The 18,898-nt window shown below is 46.0% G+C and carries 14 protein-coding genes; 11 read left to right on the top strand and 3 right to left on the bottom strand.

The annotated features are described in order from the left end of the window. The first annotated feature begins 111 nt into the window (after positions 1 to 111). The 3 genes from Vgang_RS00705 (at position 112) to trmL (ending at position 2,709) form a co-directional block, all read left to right on the top strand. The gene (locus tag Vgang_RS00705; RefSeq protein ID WP_105903423.1) at positions 112 to 795 is read left to right on the top strand and encodes a response regulator; all 684 of its coding nucleotides are present in this window, start codon (positions 112 to 114) and stop codon (positions 793 to 795) included. Next, positions 795 to 2,162, top strand: coding sequence for an envelope stress sensor histidine kinase CpxA (cpxA, locus tag Vgang_RS00700; RefSeq protein ID WP_105903422.1), 1,368 nt, complete (start codon positions 795 to 797; stop codon positions 2,160 to 2,162). The genes Vgang_RS00705 and cpxA overlap by 1 nt, the downstream gene beginning before the upstream one ends. Before the next feature lie 67 nt (positions 2,163 to 2,229). Beyond that, the gene (gene trmL, locus Vgang_RS00695; protein WP_105903421.1) at positions 2,230 to 2,709 is read left to right on the top strand and encodes a tRNA (uridine(34)/cytosine(34)/5-carboxymethylaminomethyluridine(34)-2'-O)-methyltransferase TrmL; all 480 of its coding nucleotides are present in this window, start codon (positions 2,230 to 2,232) and stop codon (positions 2,707 to 2,709) included. Between the two features lie 496 nt (positions 2,710 to 3,205). Here the strand turns inward: trmL and Vgang_RS00690 are convergent, their stop codons facing one another. Further along, positions 3,206 to 3,709, bottom strand: coding sequence for an FxsA family protein (locus Vgang_RS00690; RefSeq protein ID WP_105903420.1), 504 nt, complete (start codon positions 3,707 to 3,709; stop codon positions 3,206 to 3,208). A gap of 359 nt (positions 3,710 to 4,068) precedes the next feature. On the opposite strand from Vgang_RS00690, the gene aspA reads away from it, so the two are divergent. The 8 genes from aspA to Vgang_RS00650 all read left to right on the top strand — a co-directional run bounded on the left by aspA (position 4,069) and on the right by Vgang_RS00650 (position 14,727). Continuing rightward, positions 4,069 to 5,514 (top strand): aspartate ammonia-lyase, encoded by a 1,446-nt coding sequence (gene aspA / locus Vgang_RS00685; protein ID WP_105903419.1) that lies wholly within the window; start codon positions 4,069 to 4,071, stop codon positions 5,512 to 5,514. Between the two features lie 139 nt (positions 5,515 to 5,653). After that, entirely contained in the window at positions 5,654 to 6,955 is a 1,302-nt protein-coding gene (locus Vgang_RS00680; protein ID WP_105903418.1) for an anaerobic C4-dicarboxylate transporter, read from the top strand. A 217-nt stretch (positions 6,956 to 7,172) separates the two neighbouring features. Beyond that, positions 7,173 to 9,062, top strand: a complete 1,890-nt coding sequence (locus Vgang_RS00675; protein ID WP_105903417.1) for a protein-disulfide reductase DsbD — start codon at positions 7,173 to 7,175, stop codon at positions 9,060 to 9,062. 122 nt (positions 9,063 to 9,184) lie between these two features. Beyond that, the gene (locus tag Vgang_RS00670; protein WP_105903416.1) at positions 9,185 to 9,820 is read left to right on the top strand and encodes a response regulator transcription factor; all 636 of its coding nucleotides are present in this window, start codon (positions 9,185 to 9,187) and stop codon (positions 9,818 to 9,820) included. Positions 9,821 to 10,025: 205 nt separating this feature from the next. Then, a complete protein-coding gene (locus Vgang_RS00665; RefSeq protein WP_105903415.1) occupies positions 10,026 to 11,753 on the top strand; it encodes a potassium/proton antiporter in 1,728 nt (575 codons plus the stop codon). 54 nt (positions 11,754 to 11,807) lie between these two features. Next, positions 11,808 to 12,431 carry a MarC family protein gene (locus Vgang_RS00660; RefSeq protein WP_105903414.1) on the top strand — a complete coding sequence of 208 codons (624 nt, stop codon included), beginning with the start codon at positions 11,808 to 11,810 and terminating at the stop codon, positions 12,429 to 12,431. Between the two features lie 315 nt (positions 12,432 to 12,746). Beyond that, positions 12,747 to 13,013, top strand: a complete 267-nt coding sequence (locus tag Vgang_RS00655) for a DUF4212 domain-containing protein (protein WP_105903413.1) — start codon at positions 12,747 to 12,749, stop codon at positions 13,011 to 13,013. A gap of 10 nt (positions 13,014 to 13,023) precedes the next feature. Next, complete coding sequence (locus Vgang_RS00650; RefSeq protein ID WP_105903412.1) at positions 13,024 to 14,727, top strand: sodium:solute symporter family protein; 1,704 nt, start codon at positions 13,024 to 13,026, stop codon at positions 14,725 to 14,727. Between the two features lie 421 nt (positions 14,728 to 15,148). Here Vgang_RS00650 and Vgang_RS00645 read toward each other — a convergent pair whose 3' ends face one another. Together Vgang_RS00645 and Vgang_RS00640 are read right to left on the bottom strand one after the other, a co-directional pair. After that, complete coding sequence (locus tag Vgang_RS00645; RefSeq protein WP_105903411.1) at positions 15,149 to 15,400, bottom strand: hypothetical protein; 252 nt, start codon at positions 15,398 to 15,400, stop codon at positions 15,149 to 15,151. 11 nt (positions 15,401 to 15,411) lie between these two features. Next, entirely contained in the window at positions 15,412 to 18,852 is a 3,441-nt protein-coding gene (locus Vgang_RS00640) for a hybrid sensor histidine kinase/response regulator (protein ID WP_105903410.1), read from the bottom strand. Positions 18,853 to 18,898 lie beyond the last annotated feature (46 nt).

The following is an 18,898-nucleotide window of genomic DNA, read 5'->3' as shown; positions in this document are numbered from 1 at the left end:
GTATTCGTTGCGTAAAACAATGTAAATCCATGTCAAAGAAGTCGTTTTTCCAACAAAAACAGACATAATGCTATCATTGCACATAATCTCTCATTGTTTGGAAAGCGCCTTATGACACACATTCTTTTGGTCGATGACGACACCGAATTGACGGCATTACTTGAGGATATTCTCACTTTAGAAGGCTTTACTGTCTCGCAAGCCAATGATGGCATTCAAGGTCTAGCCGCCATCAATGAAGATATCGATTTGATCTTGCTCGATATCATGATGCCCAAAATGAACGGCATGGAAATGCTGAAACAACTGAGATTGCAATGGCAAACTCCGGTCTTAATGTTGACCGCCAAAGGCGAGGAAGTTGATCGCGTTATTGGCTTAGAGCTAGGCGCTGACGATTACCTGCCCAAACCGTTCAGCGACCGTGAATTAATGGCGCGAATTCGTGCCATTTTACGTCGTACTCAACCGCATAAACCTCAGGAAGAAACTGAAACGCCAACCCCACATGGTTTAAAAATTTTTCCTGGTAAGCAAGAAGCCTATTATCAAGACCATTTGCTCGAACTCACCACCACTGAGTTCTCTTTGTTGCAATATTTCTTAGATCATATGGGGCAGTCAATCAGCAAAGAAGATCTCAGTTTGGAAGTCCTCGGTAAGCGTTTAAGCCCGTTTGATCGTGCCATCGATATGCATGTATCTAATTTACGTAAAAAGCTATCAGAACACAGCGATCAAACCTTAATCAAAACTTTACGCGGTAAAGGCTACTTAATGATTGAGGACCAATAATGAACTTGCCGAAGTTCTCCAGTTTATACGGCCGTATCTTTGCCATTTTTTGGCTCACCATGTTATTGGTACTGATTGCGGTGATTGCCGCTTCACAATTCGATCCAAGACAATTGCATGATGTACCGAGTGGCCCACTGCAAGACATGAAAGAAAAAGGCCAAGAGATCACCTCTCGCTATCAAAATAGCCCATCATTACGCACGGCTTTGATGCAAATTGAACGTAATAATGTGGATAGAGGCAAACTAGACTATTACTTTAATGACACTAATGGACATTGGTTAAATCCACCAATGGGCATGAAAGTGCGCGCGCTCAATAACTTTATTACTCAATCCGATAAATCCGACCTGCCACAACAACGTTTGTATGGTCGTTTAATGTTGGCCGGCCCCATTCCTGTGGTCATCGCTAATCGTGAACTGCATATGTACTTCACGGTACGCTGGCATCAACCACCACCATTTTTATTACAACTGCTTGATAAACCGTTTCAATTACTGCTTGCGGTCATGCTAACCAGTACCCCATTGTTATTATGGCTCGCTTGGGCACTAAGTAAGCCGGCAATGCGGTTAGAAAAAGCCGCACAAAAAGTGGCACGTGGCGTGATAGAACTCGACCCTGAACTAGAAAAAGGTCCGAGTGAATTTAAACAAGCTGGCGCCAGTTTCAACCAAATGGTGATGGCGATTAACAATAAGATTTCCGAGCAACAACGTCTGCTATCCAATATCTCGCACGAATTACGCTCACCATTAACTCGTCTGCGTATGGCCAATGCGTTAGCCATTCGCAAGCAAGGTGAAAGCGCAGAACTCGCACGTATTGACACAGAAGCTGAACGTCTTGAGTTAATGATTAATGAATTGCTGGAATTATCACGCCGTCAAATCGATGCCCATCAAATTCGTCAACATTTATCCATTCAAGAACTGTGGGGTGACACCATTGAAGATGGCAAATTTGAAGCAGAGCAACAGAAGAAAACCTTGATTTGTCACCAAATTCCTAATGCTTTTATGACCGGAAACCCGAACCTACTCATCAGCGCGGTAGAAAACGTGATTCGCAATGCCATTCGATATTGTGAACGGTTTGTCTGGGTCGACTTTCAACATAATAATGGCGGATTAACCATTAAGATCGAAGACGATGGGCCCGGTGTTGATGAAGAAGAATTAGACGCCATTTTCCGGCCTTTTTATCGTGTATCGACCGCGAGAGATCGACACAGTGGAGGCGCAGGATTGGGCTTGGCGATCACTCACAGTGTGGTAACGCAACATAATGGTCACATCAAAGCCTCACGTAGTCAGCGTGGTGGATTAGAGGTACAAATTACCTTGCCAGTGGATTTGTAATTCACCCATTTATGGCTTGCTGCTATGATACGTGCAACTTTTATTATGGAAAGAACACAGGCTCAACATGTTTGATATTGCTTTATACGAACCAGAAATCGCCCCCAACACAGGTAACATCATTCGCTTATGTGCAAACTGTGGTGCGAATTTGCATTTGATTGAGCCACTAGGCTTTGATTTAGAAGAGAAAAAAGTACGTCGTGCTGGATTGGATTATCACGATTTAGCCAAAGTAAAACGTCATAAAAATTACGCTGCCTTCTTAGAGTATTTGCAACAAGAACACGGCAAAGATGTGCGTATTTTTGCTTGTACCACCAAAACCACCGGCCATCATGTGGATGCACAATTTAAGCAAGGTGATGTGCTGCTGTTTGGCCCAGAAACACGCGGCTTACCTGCCGATTTAATCGATGCCCTACCGATGGAACAACGCGTGCGTATTCCCATGATGCCTGACAGCCGTAGCTTGAATCTCTCTAATGCGGTGGCGATCATCGCGTTTGAAGCGTGGCGACAAATGGGGTTTGAAGGGGCGGTTTAAAAGCGAAAGACTAGGTTGCGAGTGCCTAGTTTCTAGAAAAAGATAAAGAGACCGTGGTGAGAGCTGTGGTCTTTTTCGTTTATCGGTACTCGGGCGCTACGCTGCTAGTGGCTCGAATAAAGAAAGGAACGGGATTCGGGGACGCTTCGCTCGAGAACCGAAAAGCACTTTTGTTGCGGGTAACGTGTTTCGGGTTGCCTGCAAGAGCGAAAGTAACTCGCTACCATTTTTTCGTCTATCGGTACTCGGGCGCTACGCTGCTCGTGGCTCGAATAAAGAAAAGAACGGGATTCGGGGACGCTCCGCTCGAGAGCCGAAAAAATTTTTTGTTGCGGGATACGAGTTTCGGGTTGCGTGTAAGAACGAAAACATCATCGCTCAGATGAACGACTCGCAACTCGGAGCGAAGCGTTCACGCATCTCGTCTCTATCTCTTTTCTTTTCGCTTTTTCGAGAAACCAGCAGCGCAGCGCCCGAACAACGAGCTCCGTAACCGCTATTTCTCTATCCTCTTATCCTCATCGGTTTGCTTTTCAAACTCCCCTTCATACACATCACCTTGCTGATCATGCTCTGAATTTTGAAATGGGTTCCCCTGAAACTGATTATCGCCATACTGAGTATGGAAGTGAGCCGAAGAGGCGTTGACTTTCACACGCTGCATGGCTTGTTTAGCCAGCCAAGCACGAGGAGCGGGAAGCAATACAAGCATACCCAAAGCATCCGTCATAAACCCTGGCGTCAGCAGTAAAACACCTGCCACGGCTAACATCACGCCTTCAATGATTTGTTGCGCCGGTAACTCACCTTGCTGCAGGCGCGACTGAACCGACATCAGAGTTTGTATGCCCTGACTTCTCACAAGCGAAGCACCAACAAACGCCGTGAGTAGCACAATCGCAATGGTAGGCCATAAGCCAATCAAACCGCCCACTTGAATAAATAACGCAATCTCAATGATGGGCACACAAATAAATAAAACGACTAGAATTGGAAACACAAGCACCTCCGATAGATTATGCCCCAGTGTAGGCGTTCATTCGCTTGACCTCAAATATTAACTCTTTCAAAACGTAACGCCCTAATAAAGCGAGTCTTTACGTAGAATGAGACGACTTGCAAATAGAGTAACACGTTGTTTTTCCTGTACAAATTATCACCAATTATTACCATGCCATCCAATAATTCTAAAAATGCTCAAATATTAGTATAAAAATTTGATCTATGATCTATTATTCCAATACTAAAGGAGTATGATTGCGGCTAAAACATAAGCCGCACGTATGCAGTGAAGGGACTCTAAGCAACCTAGGCCGAAAATTAATTTTTTTAGCGTTCCATGCTTATAGGATCCATCCAATGACTACATCAACTATTGATACTCCTGTTCAAAAATTCCGCATTGAAGAAGATTTACTCGGTACTCGTGAGGTGCCTGCTGAGGCGTATTACGGCATTCACACTGTACGCGCGGTAGAAAACTTCAACATCTCAACAGCGACTATTTCTGACGTGCCAGAATTCGTTCGCGGTATGGTCATGACCAAAAAAGCCGCTGCGCTTGCCAACAAAGAAATCGGCGTTCTTCCTGCTGATATCTGTGATTACATTATCCAAGCTTGTGACGTGATCCTAAGTACTGGAAAATGTATGGATCAATTCCCATCTGACGTATTCCAAGGCGGCGCAGGCACATCGGTGAACATGAACACCAACGAAGTGATTGCGAACCTAGCACTTGAGCTAATGGGCAAAGAAAAAGGTCAATACGAGTTCATTAACCCAAATGATCACGTTAACAAGAGCCAATCCACTAACTGTGCTTACCCAACCGGCTTCCGCATTGCGGTGTACAACAGCATCATGAAAACCATCGAAGCAGTTGAATACCTAAAAGGTGCGTTCGATCTTAAGAGCCAAGAATTCAACACCATCATCAAAATGGGCCGTACTCAGTTGCAAGACGCGGTGCCAATGACGGTAGGTCAAGAATTCCACGCTTGGTCTGTCACGCTAAACGAAGAAGTACGTAACTTACAGTACATTTCTAAGCTACTTCTTGAAGTGAACTTAGGCGCGACCGCGATCGGTACGGGTCTTAACGCTGCGCCAGAATATCAAGCGCTTGCAGTGAAACACCTATCAGAAGTGACAGGTCTTGAGTGTGTGCCTGCTGAAGACTTGATCGAAGCAACTTCTGACTGTGGCGCTTACGTGATGGCGCACGGCGCACTTAAACGTCTTGCGGTTAAACTGTCTAAGATCTGTAACGACCTACGTCTACTTTCTTCTGGCCCTCGCGCTGGCTTAAACGAAATCAACCTACCTGAGCTTCAAGCAGGTTCATCCATCATGCCTGCGAAAGTCAACCCAGTAGTACCAGAAGTGGTAAACCAAGTGTGTTTTAAAGTGCTAGGTAACGACAACACCATTTCGTTCGCAGCAGAAGGCGGCCAATTACAGCTAAACGTGATGGAGCCTGTGATCGCACAATGTATGTTTGAGTCACTAGAAATCTTGAAAAATGCGTGTGTGAACTTACGTGACAAGTGCATCGACGGCATCACTGTCAACAAAGAAGTGTGTGAAGCGTACGTATACAATTCAATCGGTATCGTGACTTACCTAAACCCATACATTGGCCATCACCAAGGTGACATCGTAGGTAAAATTTGTGCCGAAACCGGTAAGAGCGTACGTGAAATCGTGCTAGACCGTGGTTTATTAACAGAAGAGCAGCTTGATGAAATCTTCTCTCCTGAAAACCTAATGCACCCACAATACAAAGCGAAGCGTTATAACTAATCGTTGCTAATATAAAATAGGGAGCCAATAGGTTCCCTATATTTTTCAAACGAATAAAGTTGAAATTAACGTGCCCTGCAGATTTGAGTGATGAATCTGCATTTCAGGTTAATTTTTAAATTATGAAAAAGGCAACGTCATGTTATTACAACTGATTATTGTATTACTCTTTATCTACCTTGGCGCTCGTATTGGCGGCATCGGCATTGGTTTTGCTGGTGGTGCTGGTGTGGTGGTGCTTACTGCTATCTTTGGTCTCGATGCCGGTACTATTCCTATTGATGTCATTTTAATTATTGCATCGGTTATCTCTGCGATTGCGGCAATGCAAGTCGCAGGCGGTATGGATTGGTTAGTCCAATTGGCTGAACAATTCTTACGTAAAAACCCAAAACGCATTACCTTCTACGCACCAATCGTCACTTACTTCATGACCCTACTTGCGGGCACAGGCCACACGGCGTTCTCAACACTGCCTATTATTGCTGAAGTAGCGAAAGAGCAAGGCGTTCGTCCATCTCGTCCACTTTCTATTGCGGTTATCGCTTCGCAAATTGCTATCACAGCCTCGCCTATTTCTGCAGCGGTTGTGTTCTTCTCAGGCTTGCTAAAACCACTTGGCGTCAGCTACTTAACCCTATTAGCCGTTTGTATCCCAACTACCTTCATTGCATGTATGGTTGGGGCATTTGTTGCTAACTTCTTAGGCTGTGAGCTTAAAGATGACCCTGAATATCAAGATCGTATGGCTAAAGGCTTAATCAAGCTAAAAGGCGAGCAAAAGCGTGAGAAAGCAACGCCTGCTGCGAAACTATCGGTGTATATTTTCTGTGCTGCAATTATCTGTGTCGTCACTTACGCCACCTTGATTTCACCAGCCGTTGGCGTGATCACTCACCCTCATATCGTGTTAACTCAAGCGATCATGGCGCTGATGCTCACCGCGGCTGCGGCAATTGTGTTGCTATGTAAAATTGATGCTTCAGAAATTGCCGTCGCACCGACGTTTCGCTCAGGTATGAGCGCATGTATCTGTGTACTCGGTGTGGCTTGGTTAGGGGATACTTTTGTGTCTGCGCACATTGTGGAAATCAAACACTTCGCGGGTGATTTACTGCAACAATACCCTTGGATGTTAGCGATTACCTTGTTCTTTGCCTCTATGCTGCTTTACTCTCAAGGCGCAACGACGACGGCTCTAATGCCAGCCGCGCTTGCTGTGGGTGTCGCGCCATTAACCGCGATTGCTTCATTTGCTGCCGTGAGTGCGCTATTCGTTCTACCGACCTACCCAACATTATTAGCGGCGGTTGAGATGGATGATACCGGATCCACTCGTATTGGTAAGCTGGTGTTTAATCACCCATTCATGATCCCTGGCGTGATTACCATTGTCACATCTGTCGCACTGGGTTTTGTATTTGGTGGCATGATCTTATAAGCCATCGGCAAAAAACACGTCACTTTAAGCGAGCTTTCGGGCTCGCTTTTTTATTTAACCGCGCTTGAGGTCATTTACTACTTTGTGAGATGACAATTCAATCCCAATAATCCCGACGTGCTCTCGCTTATGGCTATGATATACTCAATCACGAAACCTAATGCCATGCTTGTGGTCTGACACTCATCGTTATTTTTTGTTGGAATCTCATAATCTTATGCTCGTGCTGCGCTCTGTCTTTATTTTATTGCTTGGCTTATTCGCCACAACCGTTCAAGCGGTTAACTTTGATTCAGCCGAAAATCCTCTGGTCGACTTTTCTGCGCCCTCTGTAGCCAGTAACAATCGCTTTGTACCTGTAGATCAAGCCTTTCCATTTAACTTTATGCAGCAAGGCAATCGTATTACCTTAGATTGGCAAGTGAAACCCGGCTACTATCTTTACCGTGAGCGTTTTTCATTTAAAGCCAATAATGCGCAATTAGGTGAAGTTCAGATCCCAGAAGGTACATTCCATCATGATGAATTTTTCGGTGATGTGCATATCTTTACCGACCCGGTCAGCGTAAACATTCCACTCAACAATATTACCGATCAAGCTGAACTCATTGTCCAATATCAAGGCTGTGCCACCACTGGTTTTTGCTATCCACCAGAAACACGCGTCGTACCACTGGATATGCCAGGCGCAGAAGCAGACCAAGTCATTGCGGTTCCAGCCGACCAAGAAACCAAATCCAATACCGGTAATACGAATACACTCGATAGCAACACGGCGACAGCAAATACCGCACAGCAAGCTCCAACCACCAGCACTAGCGATGCTCAAGATGCCAGTATTGCCGATCAGCTCGCCGAACATTGGTGGACTCCTTTCCTTTTCCTTGCGCTAGGTATTGGACTGGCTTTCACGCCTTGTGTATTGCCTATGTACCCGATTTTGACCGGTATTGTGCTCGGTGGTGGGCGCTTACCAGCCAAGCAAGCCTTCAAGCTGTCATTTGTTTACGTACAAGGTATGGCGCTTACCTACATGCTACTGGGCTTAGTGGTTGCCTCTCTTGGGGTACAATTCCAAGCCGCATTACAATCTCCAACCGTGTTAATTGGTTTGAGCATTTTGTTTGTATTACTGGCCTTGTCGATGTTTGGCTTATACACCATTCAACTTCCAAGTCGAGTACAAACTTGGCTTAACGCGCAGAGCAATAAACAGCAAGGTGGCAACTTAACGGGCGTATTCGTGATGGGTGTGATTTCTGGCCTAGTCTGCTCCCCTTGTACTACCGCCCCTCTATCCGGAGCCTTGCTGTATGTGGCGCAAAGTGGTGACTTATTGACGGGTGCGATTGCGCTGTATGCTCTGGCAATTGGCATGGGTATTCCACTGATCATTGTCGCGGTGTTTGGCAACAAATTACTGCCACAAGCAGGCGAATGGATGAACCGGGTTAAAGTATTGTTCGGCTTTATTTTGCTGGCGGCGCCGATTTTCTTGCTCGAACGTATTTTGCCTGAGATCTGGGCGCATAGCTTATGGGTTGCATTAGGTCTAGTGAGCTTTGGTTGGCTCTACCATGTCAAACAATCGATGCAAGCTGGCAAATGGCCGCAAAGTCTGGTGGGGATTGTGTCTATCTTAGGTTTGGTATTTTCCGCCTACTTTGGCCTGCAAACTGCAGGCGTGCTCTCTGCGCCACACTCACAGCAAAACCAACAAGCACAAGTAACCTTTACCCGAATTTCGACCGTGGCAGAGCTAGAGCAACAATTAGCCCAAGCTAAAACAGCGAACAAAGCGGTGATGTTCGATTTTTATGCCGATTGGTGCGTGGCTTGTAAAGAGTTTGAGAAATACACATTTCACGAGCCACAAGTCGCTTCGCAATTAGGCAACATGGTCTTAATTCAAGCCGATGTCACCGCTGCAACGCCTGACGACATCGCCTTGATGCAAAAAATGAAAGTCCTTGGTCTGCCAACGATTGAATTTTGGGATCCACAAGGCAAACACCTACCTAATGCCAGAATTACCGGTTTTATGAATGCCGCCGATTTCATGCAGCATCTTAATAACAATCAGCTAATTGCAGAGTCACGGAAGTAATCCGGGGACAATTATTAGACAAAAGTCGGATATGCTTCAGACTTTTTGACTTGCTCGGTTGAGACATGATGTAAACATGTTGATAATAGGTTCATTGTTACTTAAACAGTGAACTTATTGTCATGGATTCGACATACAACATTATCATTGCAGATGATCATCCACTCTTTCGTAACGCCTTATTTCAGTCTATTCACATGGCGGTCAGCGGTGCGAATCTGTTAGAAGCGGATTCTTTGGATGCTTTGTTGGCGTTACTCGAAAAAGTCGATGAACCCGATCTGCTTTTACTCGATCTCAAAATGCCGGGCTCCAATGGCATGTCGGGCTTAATTCACTTACGCGCAGAATACCCAGATTTGCCGATAGTGGTCATTTCTGCCAGTGAAGAACCGAGTGTCGTCAGCCAAGTAAAAAGTCATGGCGCGTTTGGCTTTATCCCCAAATCTAGCGACATGCGTGAGCTCAATAGCGCCTTAAACCAAGTGTTAAATGGCGACCCTTTCTTTCCCGAAAACCTATTGCAAAACAGTGAAGCCTGTGATGAGTTAGCGCAAAAGCTCGCGGCATTAACGCCACAGCAATATAAAGTGCTCAGTATGTTGTCCGATGGCTTGCTTAACAAACAGATTGCCTATGAGCTCAATGTTTCAGAAGCCACCATCAAAGCGCACATGACCGCGATTTTCCGCAAGCTGGATGTCAAAAATCGCACTCAAGCGGTGATCTTGCTGCAACAATTAGAAACAGATAATTAAGGGATCATTAACGACTTGTGTGATATTCACCGTAAAACGTGGTATTTTTTACAAGTCGTTTCACTCCCTTTTAATCCATCATGGTGCACCCTTGCGCTGATTTTGTACCGTCTTCATCTCCAGAACTCCAGAAGAAGGTAGCGAAGGTAGGACTCGACCCTATTTCTCTTTCATACCCATAATGTTTTTATGAAGAGTACCGCCTATGTTTATCATTGATCAATTGATTTTACTTGCTGCTGTCTTACTGGTTTTCGGTATTGTTTCCAGCAAACTCTCTGCTCGTTTAGGGCTGCCATTGCTAGTTATGTTCCTAATTGTCGGCATGCTTGCAGGTGAGGATGGCCCTGGCGGTATTTATTTTGATAACGCTGAAATTGCTCACGCCTTAGGGACACTGGCTCTGGCGATTATTTTGTTCGATGGTGGCCTGCAAACCCCTATCGCTTCAATCAAACAAGTATGGAAACCGGCCTCGGTACTCGCCACTTTTGGTGTATTAATCACAACGGTAGTCACTGGCGTAGCAGCTGCTTACATTCTCAATACCTCTTTACTATACGGTTTACTGATCGGTGCTATTGTGGGTTCCACCGATGCCGCAGCAGTATTCTCATTGTTAAGAAGTGCGGGAATTCATATTAATTCTCGACTTAAATCAACCCTTGAAATTGAAAGCGCAACCAACGACCCAATGGCGATTTTCTTAACCGTCGGCCTATTGGAATTACTCACCAATAAAATTGAACCTGGGATGCAGCTGTTTATTCTGTTCGTGCAACAAATGGGTATTGGTTCTTTAGTTGGTTTAGCATGTGGTTGGTTAGCGATTCGTATCATCAATCACATCAATCTCAATACTTCTGGCTTATACCCTGTGATGGTAGCCGCGCTAGGATTATTGTCTTTTGGTGCCAGTGCCAACTTAGGTGGCAGTGGCTTCTTAGCGATTTTCATTACTGGGGTGGTGATCGGTAATAGTCGTTTTGTCTTCCAAAGAAGCACCTTCTTGTTTCACGATGGCTTAGCCTGGCTTGGTCAAATCAATATGTTCGTGATTTTAGGATTATTGATCACCCCCTCTTCTTTGCTCGATGTCTGGCTTGAAGGTTTGCTGATCGCTATTGTACTAATCTTAATCGCCCGTCCATTAGCGATTTTCCCAGTTCTCAAAATATTTGATTTTAATAAGCGAGAAAGCGCCTTAGTGTCTTGGGTGGGATTACGTGGCTCGGTACCGATCATTTTGGCGATTTATCCATTAATGTATGGACTTCCCAATGCCAATTTGATTTTTAATGTGGTGTTCTTCGTGGTGTTAATTTCAGCGACAGTCCAAGGATCGACGCTCCCCTTAGCGGCCAGAAAGTTAGGGCTTACCGTGCCGCCGCCTCCAACGCCTGCGGCAACATTAGAGATCACCACATTGGGTGAAAGTGATACTGAAATTGTGCAATATCAACTCGGAGAAAATTCTCGTGCGGCGGGTCGTCGCCTATCACAAATGGCACTACCTGATGGCTGCGTAGTGGCGATGATTTCACGCGGTACGAAAGTGATTCCACCTCGCGGCTCTACCTTATTGCTGGCGGGTGATCATTTGTTCATTATGATGGCGCCCAATATGCGCGATTTTGTTGACCAGGCTTGTAGTAGTATTGATGAAGTGCCAGAGCCTACGATTTATAACAGTGAACTACTATTAAAAGGTTTCACTAAGGTTAGCGACATTCATTATTCATATGGTATTCATATACCCACAGAACAACACCTGTCGCTAGCCGAAGTACTGATGCAAGCGTTCGATGGCGCTCCACAGCAAGATGAAGCCAAAAATTTGGGCGATATAACTTTATATGTCCGTGATATAGTAGATAACCGAATTACCACTGTTGGTATAGCGCCTACAATGAGTGAATCTCAAGTGAGTTGAGACCGTTAGCAACTTTCCTTAGGGCATGCCAATACCAATCTCAAGGAGCGATGTTTGTTAACCATTCTCATCACACAATTTGTTGTTTTATGGGCGGTCATCGACCCTGTCGGCACCGTCCCCGTGTATCTTTCTCAAACCCATGGTTTAACTAGTAAACAAAAACGTTTGGTCGCCTTAAAAGCGGTCGGGATCGCCACCGGTGTCCTTTTATTCTTTTTGGTTATGGGCCAAATGTTATTGGAAGCGATGCAAATTCCATTACCAGCGTTCCAAGCTGCAGGAGGGTTGGTGCTTTTACTCTTTGCCTTGAGTATGATTTTTGGTGAAGGTAAGCCCGCGCAAGAAACCAAACTCGGAGATAAGCTCGGCCGTTCTGAACTGGCTAACCTCGCGGTTTATCCATTGGCTATTCCATCCATTGCGTCACCTGGTGCTATGATGGCGATCGTGTTACTGACCGACAATCATCGCAACTCAATCATCGACCAAAGCCTAACTGCTGGCGTGATGGTATTAGTTTTACTGGCCACCTTGGCTCTGCTACTCGGCGCTAGCAGTATTCATAAACTTATCGGTAATGTTGGCGCAGCGATTATCAGCCGTGTGATGGGTTTGATATTAGCGGCTGTTGCAGTGAACAACCTTTTGATGGGTATCCGAGATTTCTATTTTTAAGCCTCTGAAAATTAAAATCATGGTAAATACCACAAAGCGTGATCATCGCTCTCATTTACCGTATTAGACCTTAGACTAACCTTATTAGACCTTAGCCTAGCCCGAACTTCGAGCTAGGCTAAATTATTTCAATCTACCTCACAAAAATGCCCATTCCATTCAATTTCATCACTTTTTTCGCCCGACTAAAGTTGAAAAGCTGCTTTTAAATAGTGCTGCTATCGTTTGCTTGTAACCTTTTATTAACAACAAAGGTAATAAAAAAAGCCCCTTGCTACTTGAGGGAAATTACAAGTAAAACAAAGGAGAATGGCCATGTCGTTTGAATCTGACCAACATGCCCAAGCCTATTGGAAGGAAAACCTAGGCATTATGGCGACGCTACTTACCATTTGGTTTGTGGTGTCTTACTGTGCCGGCATTTTATTTGTCGATGCACTCAACACAGTACAATTTGCAGGCTTTAAATTAGGGTTCTGGTTTGCTCAGCAAGGATCGATTTATACCTTCGTTGCGCTGATCTTCGTTTACGTCGCGCGTATGAATGCGCTGGATAGAAAATACAAAGTTCAGGAAGACTAAGAGGCTTAATATGGATATTCAAACTTGGACGTTTATTCTGGTTGGAATTACTTTTGCACTGTATATCGGTATCGCGATTTGGGCACGAGCAGGATCAACCAGTGAATTCTATGTCGCAGGCGGTGGTGTTCACCCTGTCGCGAACGGCATGGCAACGGCAGCAGACTGGATGTCAGCCGCATCGTTTATCTCAATGGCAGGTATCATTTCATTCGCCGGCTACGATGGCTCCGTTTATTTAATGGGTTGGACTGGCGGTTACGTATTATTAGCACTTTGTCTAGCCCCTTATTTACGTAAATTCGGCAAATTCACCGTTCCTGATTTCATTGGTGACCGTTACTACTCACGTACCGCTCGCTTAGTGGCCATTTTCTGTGCCATTTTCGTGTCGTTCACTTATGTAGCTGGCCAAATGCGTGGTGTGGGTGTGGTATTTGCTCGCTTCTTAGAAGTTGATATCAACCTTGGCATCATCATTGGTATGGCGATTGTGTTCTTCTATGCGGTATTAGGCGGCATGAAAGGCATTACCTATACTCAGGTAGCGCAATTCTGTGTGCTTATTTTCGCATTCCTTGTTCCTGCTGTATTCACATCGATCATGATGACTGGTCACGTGTTCCCACAAATTGGTATGGGCTCGACCATTTCTGGTTCTGATGTGTACTTAATGGATCGTCTTGAAGGCTTAACTCAAGAGCTTGGCTTTAACTCTTACGTTGATGGCTCAAAAAGTACCGTCGATGTATTCTTTATCACTGCAGCACTAATGGTGGGTACAGCAGGCTTACCACACGTAATTATCCGTTTCTTCACTGTACCGCGTGTACGTGATGCGCGTATCTCTGCGGGTTGGGCACTACTGTTCATTTCATTGCTTTATACAACCGCTCCTGCAGTTGCATCATTTGCTCGTGTAAACTTGATTGAAACCATTAATGGCCCAGATCTGAAAGGGGTTCCTGCAGAAAACGCACCAAGCTGGTATAAGAACTGGGAAAGCACAGGCCTTGTGGCTTGGGAAGATAAAAACGGTGATGGTCGCATGACTTACACCGGTGATGAGAGCAACGAAGTTCAAATCAACCGTGACATCATCGTATTGGCTTCACCTGAGCTGGCCAAACTGCCTAACTGGGTAGTAGCACTATTGGCAGCAGGTGGCTTAGCGGCAGCACTCTCTACCGCAGCGGGCTTGTTATTGGTTATCTCAACATCGATTTCCCACGACCTACTCAAGAAAGAGTTTAAGCCCAACATGAGTGATAAACAGGAACTGTTATTTGCTCGGGGTGCCGCAGCACTGGCGGTCATCGGTGCGGGTTACCTAGGTATTAACCCTCCAGGCTTCGTAGCCCAGGTGGTGGCGTTTGCCTTCGGCCTTGCCGCAGCCTCCTTCTTCCCTGCCATCATCTTAGGTATTTTCTATAAGAAGATGAACAAAGAAGGGGCGATTGCTGGTATGGTGACAGGTATTACTTTCACCGCAGCTTACATCATTTACTTCAAGTTCATTAACCCAGCGGCTAGCACGCCAGATAACTGGTTCTTCGGCATCAGCCCAGAAGGCATCGGTACATTGGGCATGTGTTTGAACTTTGTGGTGTCAATTGTGGTCAATAAATTCACCGCAGAAGTACCAAAAGATGTACAAGATATGGTCGAATCGATCCGCTTCCCGAAAGGCGCAGGCGCAGCACACGATCATTAATCTGAATAGCGAACATTATATCTAAAACCAACAAGCCCGAAGTGTCATGCTTCGGGCTTTATTTATATACGAGTTTCGATTTTCGGGCGCTACGCTGCTCGTGGCTCGGAAAAGCGAAAAAACAAAAAAATAGTGACGAGATGCGTGAACGCTTCGCTTCGTGTTGCGAGTAAAAGCAAGAGCAAAACACTGCAATAAGCTGATCGCTCTAGGTTTCTTTTCTTTTCGGCTCTCTAGTGAAACGTCCCCGCCACTCAGCTCTTCTTTTACTCTAACACGCGACACGAACCTCGCTCTTTCTTTATCGAGAAACGAGCAGCGCAGCGACCGAGCCCCCGAGAATCGAAAAAAAGATCGCAGCTTTCACCACGATCTCTGTGCTTTTTTCCCAGGAACTAGAAACTAGGGACTAAAACCCCTTTTATCCTTTCTCCACCTCAATCCCAAGCACATCCGCTACCGCTTCAAGCTCCGCTAAATCTTCAACAAACAGCAGCGCATTGGAATCATCAATGGCGAGGTAAAAACTGCCTTGCCCATCAGGCGTATTGATCGTAATCGCGTGAATATTGTCCACTTTATCACTGACCACTAAGCCGCCATTGGCAATACGTACTTGCCCTTGGTAGATCTCCACTAATACACCTTGTTTAGTTTGGTATTCACCCATCATGTTTTACTTCCTTATAAACGATTCAATATACCCCTTAATTTCAACGGTTTGACTGGCTTAGTCAAGAACTGATAACCCCCTTGGTGAATGGCTTGATTGACATCATCGGAGCGATCGGCGCTGATGACCACTCCGGCGAAACTGTCACCAAGTTTTATTCTCAATTGTTCCAGCACTTCCAAGCCGGTGCGGCCATTGTCGAGGTGATAATCGGAGAACACCACTTCTGGGCACCAATCTTGTTCTATCGCTTGTAAACTCTGTTTTAAATCAACCGCCGTGCGAACTTCACACCCCCAACGTTCGAGCAAGGTGCGCATACCGAGTAAAATGTCAGGCTCATTATCGACACACAATACTTTGATGTTAGCCAGTGGTGCGTGCTCAACCGGTTTTTCTACCGTTTCTACCGAAGGCACGTTGTAACAGCGTGGTAAGGTGACAGAAAATACCGTGCCTTGTTGCGGCCAAGAACGCAGATCTAAACCATGGCCAAGTAAACGTGTGATCCCTCGGGCAATCGCAAGCCCTAGGCCTAACCCTTGATCGGCGCGGTTGGCATCCACTCGGGTAAACTCTTCAAAGATTTCCCCTTGCTTCTCATAAGGTATACCGATACCGTTATCCCAGACTTCAATTCGCACTTCATCTTTAATTCGGCGCACACCGAGCAACACTCGCCCTGTGCGGCCTTCTTGCTGACTATAACGAAACGCATTGGTGAGTAAGTTTTGCAATACTCGGCGCAGCAATTTCGGATCGGATCTGACGTTGAGTTGTGTCGCCACTCGTTCAAACTCCACGCCATGCTCTGCACCCAGTACGCTAAATTCGGCATCCAACTTATCTAACACTTCATGCAAGGCAAAACAATGCACATCGGTTGGTACTTTTCCTGACTCCAAACGGGAAATATCCAATAAGTCACTGATCAAGTCTTCCGCCGCCCCGAGCGCACTTTCGATATGAGCGGAAAACTGTTTGGTGTTGTCGTCTTGAGCGGTTTCCGTTAATGAAGAAGCAAACAAACGCGCGGCATTCAGTGGCTGCATCAAATCATGGCTCACGGCGGCCAATAAACGGCTTTTTGATTGTGAGGCTTGCTGCGCATCTCGCGTTGCCGCAACCAGCTTAGTATTGAGATTTTCCAGCTCATGAGTCCGCTCTTGTACTCGGTCTTCCAGTGTTTCATTGGCTTCTTTTAACGCTTGTTCTGCGCGGCGGAAGGCGGTGATATCAGAAAAACTCATGACAAAGCCACCGCCTGGCATCGGGTTACCTTGCACTTCAATCACTTGTCCATCGTCACGCACGCGAGATGATGTATGCTTGGTTCCGCGCTCTAAATGTTCAACACGGCGACGCACGTGTGCTTCGGGATCGCCCGGCCCGCATAAGCCTTGTTGTGCATTATGGCGAATAATATCGGCAATCGGTCGCCCCACTTGAATTAAGCCCGGTGGGAAATCAAAGAGTTCTAAATACCGTTGATTCCACGCCACCAGCCGCAGTTGTTTATCCACCACCGCAATCCCTTGGCTGACATGCTCAATCGCTCCTTGCAATAAGCCACGGCTAAAGTCGTATAACTCAGAAGCCTCATCCACAATGGCTGCCACTTCTTCCAACTGCATGTTGCGACCTTGCAATGCCGATGTCAGCACTAATCTTGCCGATGAAGCACCAAACACCCCCGCCAATACCCGCTCTGTATGACGAATTAATGGCGCTGAAGCTTGTTGCTGTGGTAATTGCGTTTGTGGTTGCTGCGCCCAAAAAAGTTGAAATGCCATACGCGCGCGTTTACGTCCCACAAAGCGAGAGGCCAGCATTTCTAGTTCCGCCACGCTCACTCGGCTTTGATACAAACTGACATCTTCACTTTCAGGGAAAGGGGTACCAACAAAAGAGGCCGCTTGTAATCGGTCACTCAAACTGGAGCGGGTCATGAGCGATACCAAAATGTACGCGGCGGTATTCACCACCAAACTTAACGCCATGCCCCAATCAGACGACTGCAACTTCAAGGCTTGTAACCATTCCGGTGGCGTCATCATCCACACTAAGAAGTTAGTATCTTCGCTGCCAGCCAACATATTAGTTTGCAGCATTAACGTGAACAGCCACACAATGAAGCCCGCAATCAAACCGACGTACACGCCCTGTCGATTCCCTTTGCGCCAATACAAGCCCCCTAATAAAGCAGGCGCAAACTGAGCGATGGCAGCAAAAGACAATAAACCAATCACGGAAAGCGAAGGCACTTTATCTAAAATTTGATAAAAGCCCCACGCACCTAGCAATAGCAAAGCAATCAAGGTACGGCGAACATTGAGCAATAAGCCGCCAATTTGACCAGATCTGGCTTGAGATAAACGCATTCGGCGCAGTAACATCGGCCACACTAAATCATTTGATACCATGATGGTTAGCGCAATGGTTGAGACAATCACCATGCCACTGGCCGCTGACGTACCACCAAGGTACGCCAACAAAGCAATGGTGTCGGCACCAACCGAAAGCGGCAAACTGATCACATAAGAATCGGCGCTGGTGCCAGTAAGGAGCGCTTGCCCAGCCCAAGCAACGGGCAGTACAAAGAGCCCCATCAGCAGTAAATAACCGGGGAAAACGCGTCTCGCAACATGCAAATCTTTGGCTTGATCGTTTTCCACAATCATTGTGTGAAACTGACGCGGCAAACAGATGATCGCCGCCATGGTCAACACCATGTGAATGATCAGCTTGGGCATGTTCGGGGCTTGATAATACTGTTGGCTCAATTGAGTGAAGCTGATGTTTGGTGATTGGTAAATCAAATACACCACAAACAAGCCGACGACTAAGAAAGCAAACAACTTGACCACAGACTCAAACGCCACAGCCATCATAATGCCGCGATGGTGCTCGGTGTTATCAATATGGCGCGTGCCAAACAACATGGTAAACACCGACATCACCAACACCACAAACCACGACACTTGCAGATCTTGGTAACCCAATTGTTCCATCAGATTGGGTGCAACCAATTCAAGCCCCATGGTAATACCACGCAACTGCAACGCGATGTAGGGTAAAATACCAATCACGGCAATGATGGTGACGGTAATCGCTAAGCCTTGAGATTTGCCATAACGTGCGGCAATAAAGTCAGCAATCGAGGTAATGTGTTCACGCTTGGTAATTAAAATCAGGCGCGCCAAAATACGCCAACCAAAGGTAAACACCAGAATAGGCGCTAAGTAGATAGGAAGAAACGACCACATATCAGTACTGGCTTGCCCCACCGTACCGTAGAAAGTCCAAGAGGTGCAGTACACCGCAATTGACAGGCTATAAATCCAAGGGCGCCAGCGATATAGCCAGCTTTTCTGTCTATCGCCATACCATGCGATTAAAAACAATATCCCCAGATATGCCAATGACACGGGGATCACTATCCATCCTTGCATACGCCCTCAAACCATACATCCATGTATTTACACAAATTGTGCTACG

The organism is Vibrio gangliei (assembly GCF_026001925.1).
GTDB lineage: Bacteria > Pseudomonadota > Gammaproteobacteria > Enterobacterales > Vibrionaceae > Vibrio > Vibrio gangliei.
The sequence above is the reverse complement of the archived record's forward strand: the minus strand, read 5'-3'. Positions and strand labels throughout refer to the sequence as shown.

Coding starts and splice junctions, on each gene's coding strand:
- Vgang_RS00650 (WP_105903412.1), top strand. CDS start 13,024: ATGGATATTCAAACTTGGACGTTTATTCTGGTTGGAATTACTTTTGCA.
- Vgang_RS00665 (WP_105903415.1), top strand. CDS start 10,026: ATGTTTATCATTGATCAATTGATTTTACTTGCTGCTGTCTTACTGGTT.
- Vgang_RS00655 (WP_105903413.1), top strand. CDS start 12,747: ATGTCGTTTGAATCTGACCAACATGCCCAAGCCTATTGGAAGGAAAAC.
- Vgang_RS00675 (WP_105903417.1), top strand. CDS start 7,173: ATGCTCGTGCTGCGCTCTGTCTTTATTTTATTGCTTGGCTTATTCGCC.
- Vgang_RS00640 (WP_105903410.1), bottom strand. CDS start 18,852: ATGCAAGGATGGATAGTGATCCCCGTGTCATTGGCATATCTGGGGATA.
- cpxA (WP_105903422.1), top strand. CDS start 795: ATGAACTTGCCGAAGTTCTCCAGTTTATACGGCCGTATCTTTGCCATT.
- aspA (WP_105903419.1), top strand. CDS start 4,069: ATGACTACATCAACTATTGATACTCCTGTTCAAAAATTCCGCATTGAA.
- Vgang_RS00680 (WP_105903418.1), top strand. CDS start 5,654: ATGTTATTACAACTGATTATTGTATTACTCTTTATCTACCTTGGCGCT.
- Vgang_RS00645 (WP_105903411.1), bottom strand. CDS start 15,400: ATGATGGGTGAATACCAAACTAAACAAGGTGTATTAGTGGAGATCTAC.
- Vgang_RS00670 (WP_105903416.1), top strand. CDS start 9,185: ATGGATTCGACATACAACATTATCATTGCAGATGATCATCCACTCTTT.
- Vgang_RS00705 (WP_105903423.1), top strand. CDS start 112: ATGACACACATTCTTTTGGTCGATGACGACACCGAATTGACGGCATTA.
- trmL (WP_105903421.1), top strand. CDS start 2,230: ATGTTTGATATTGCTTTATACGAACCAGAAATCGCCCCCAACACAGGT.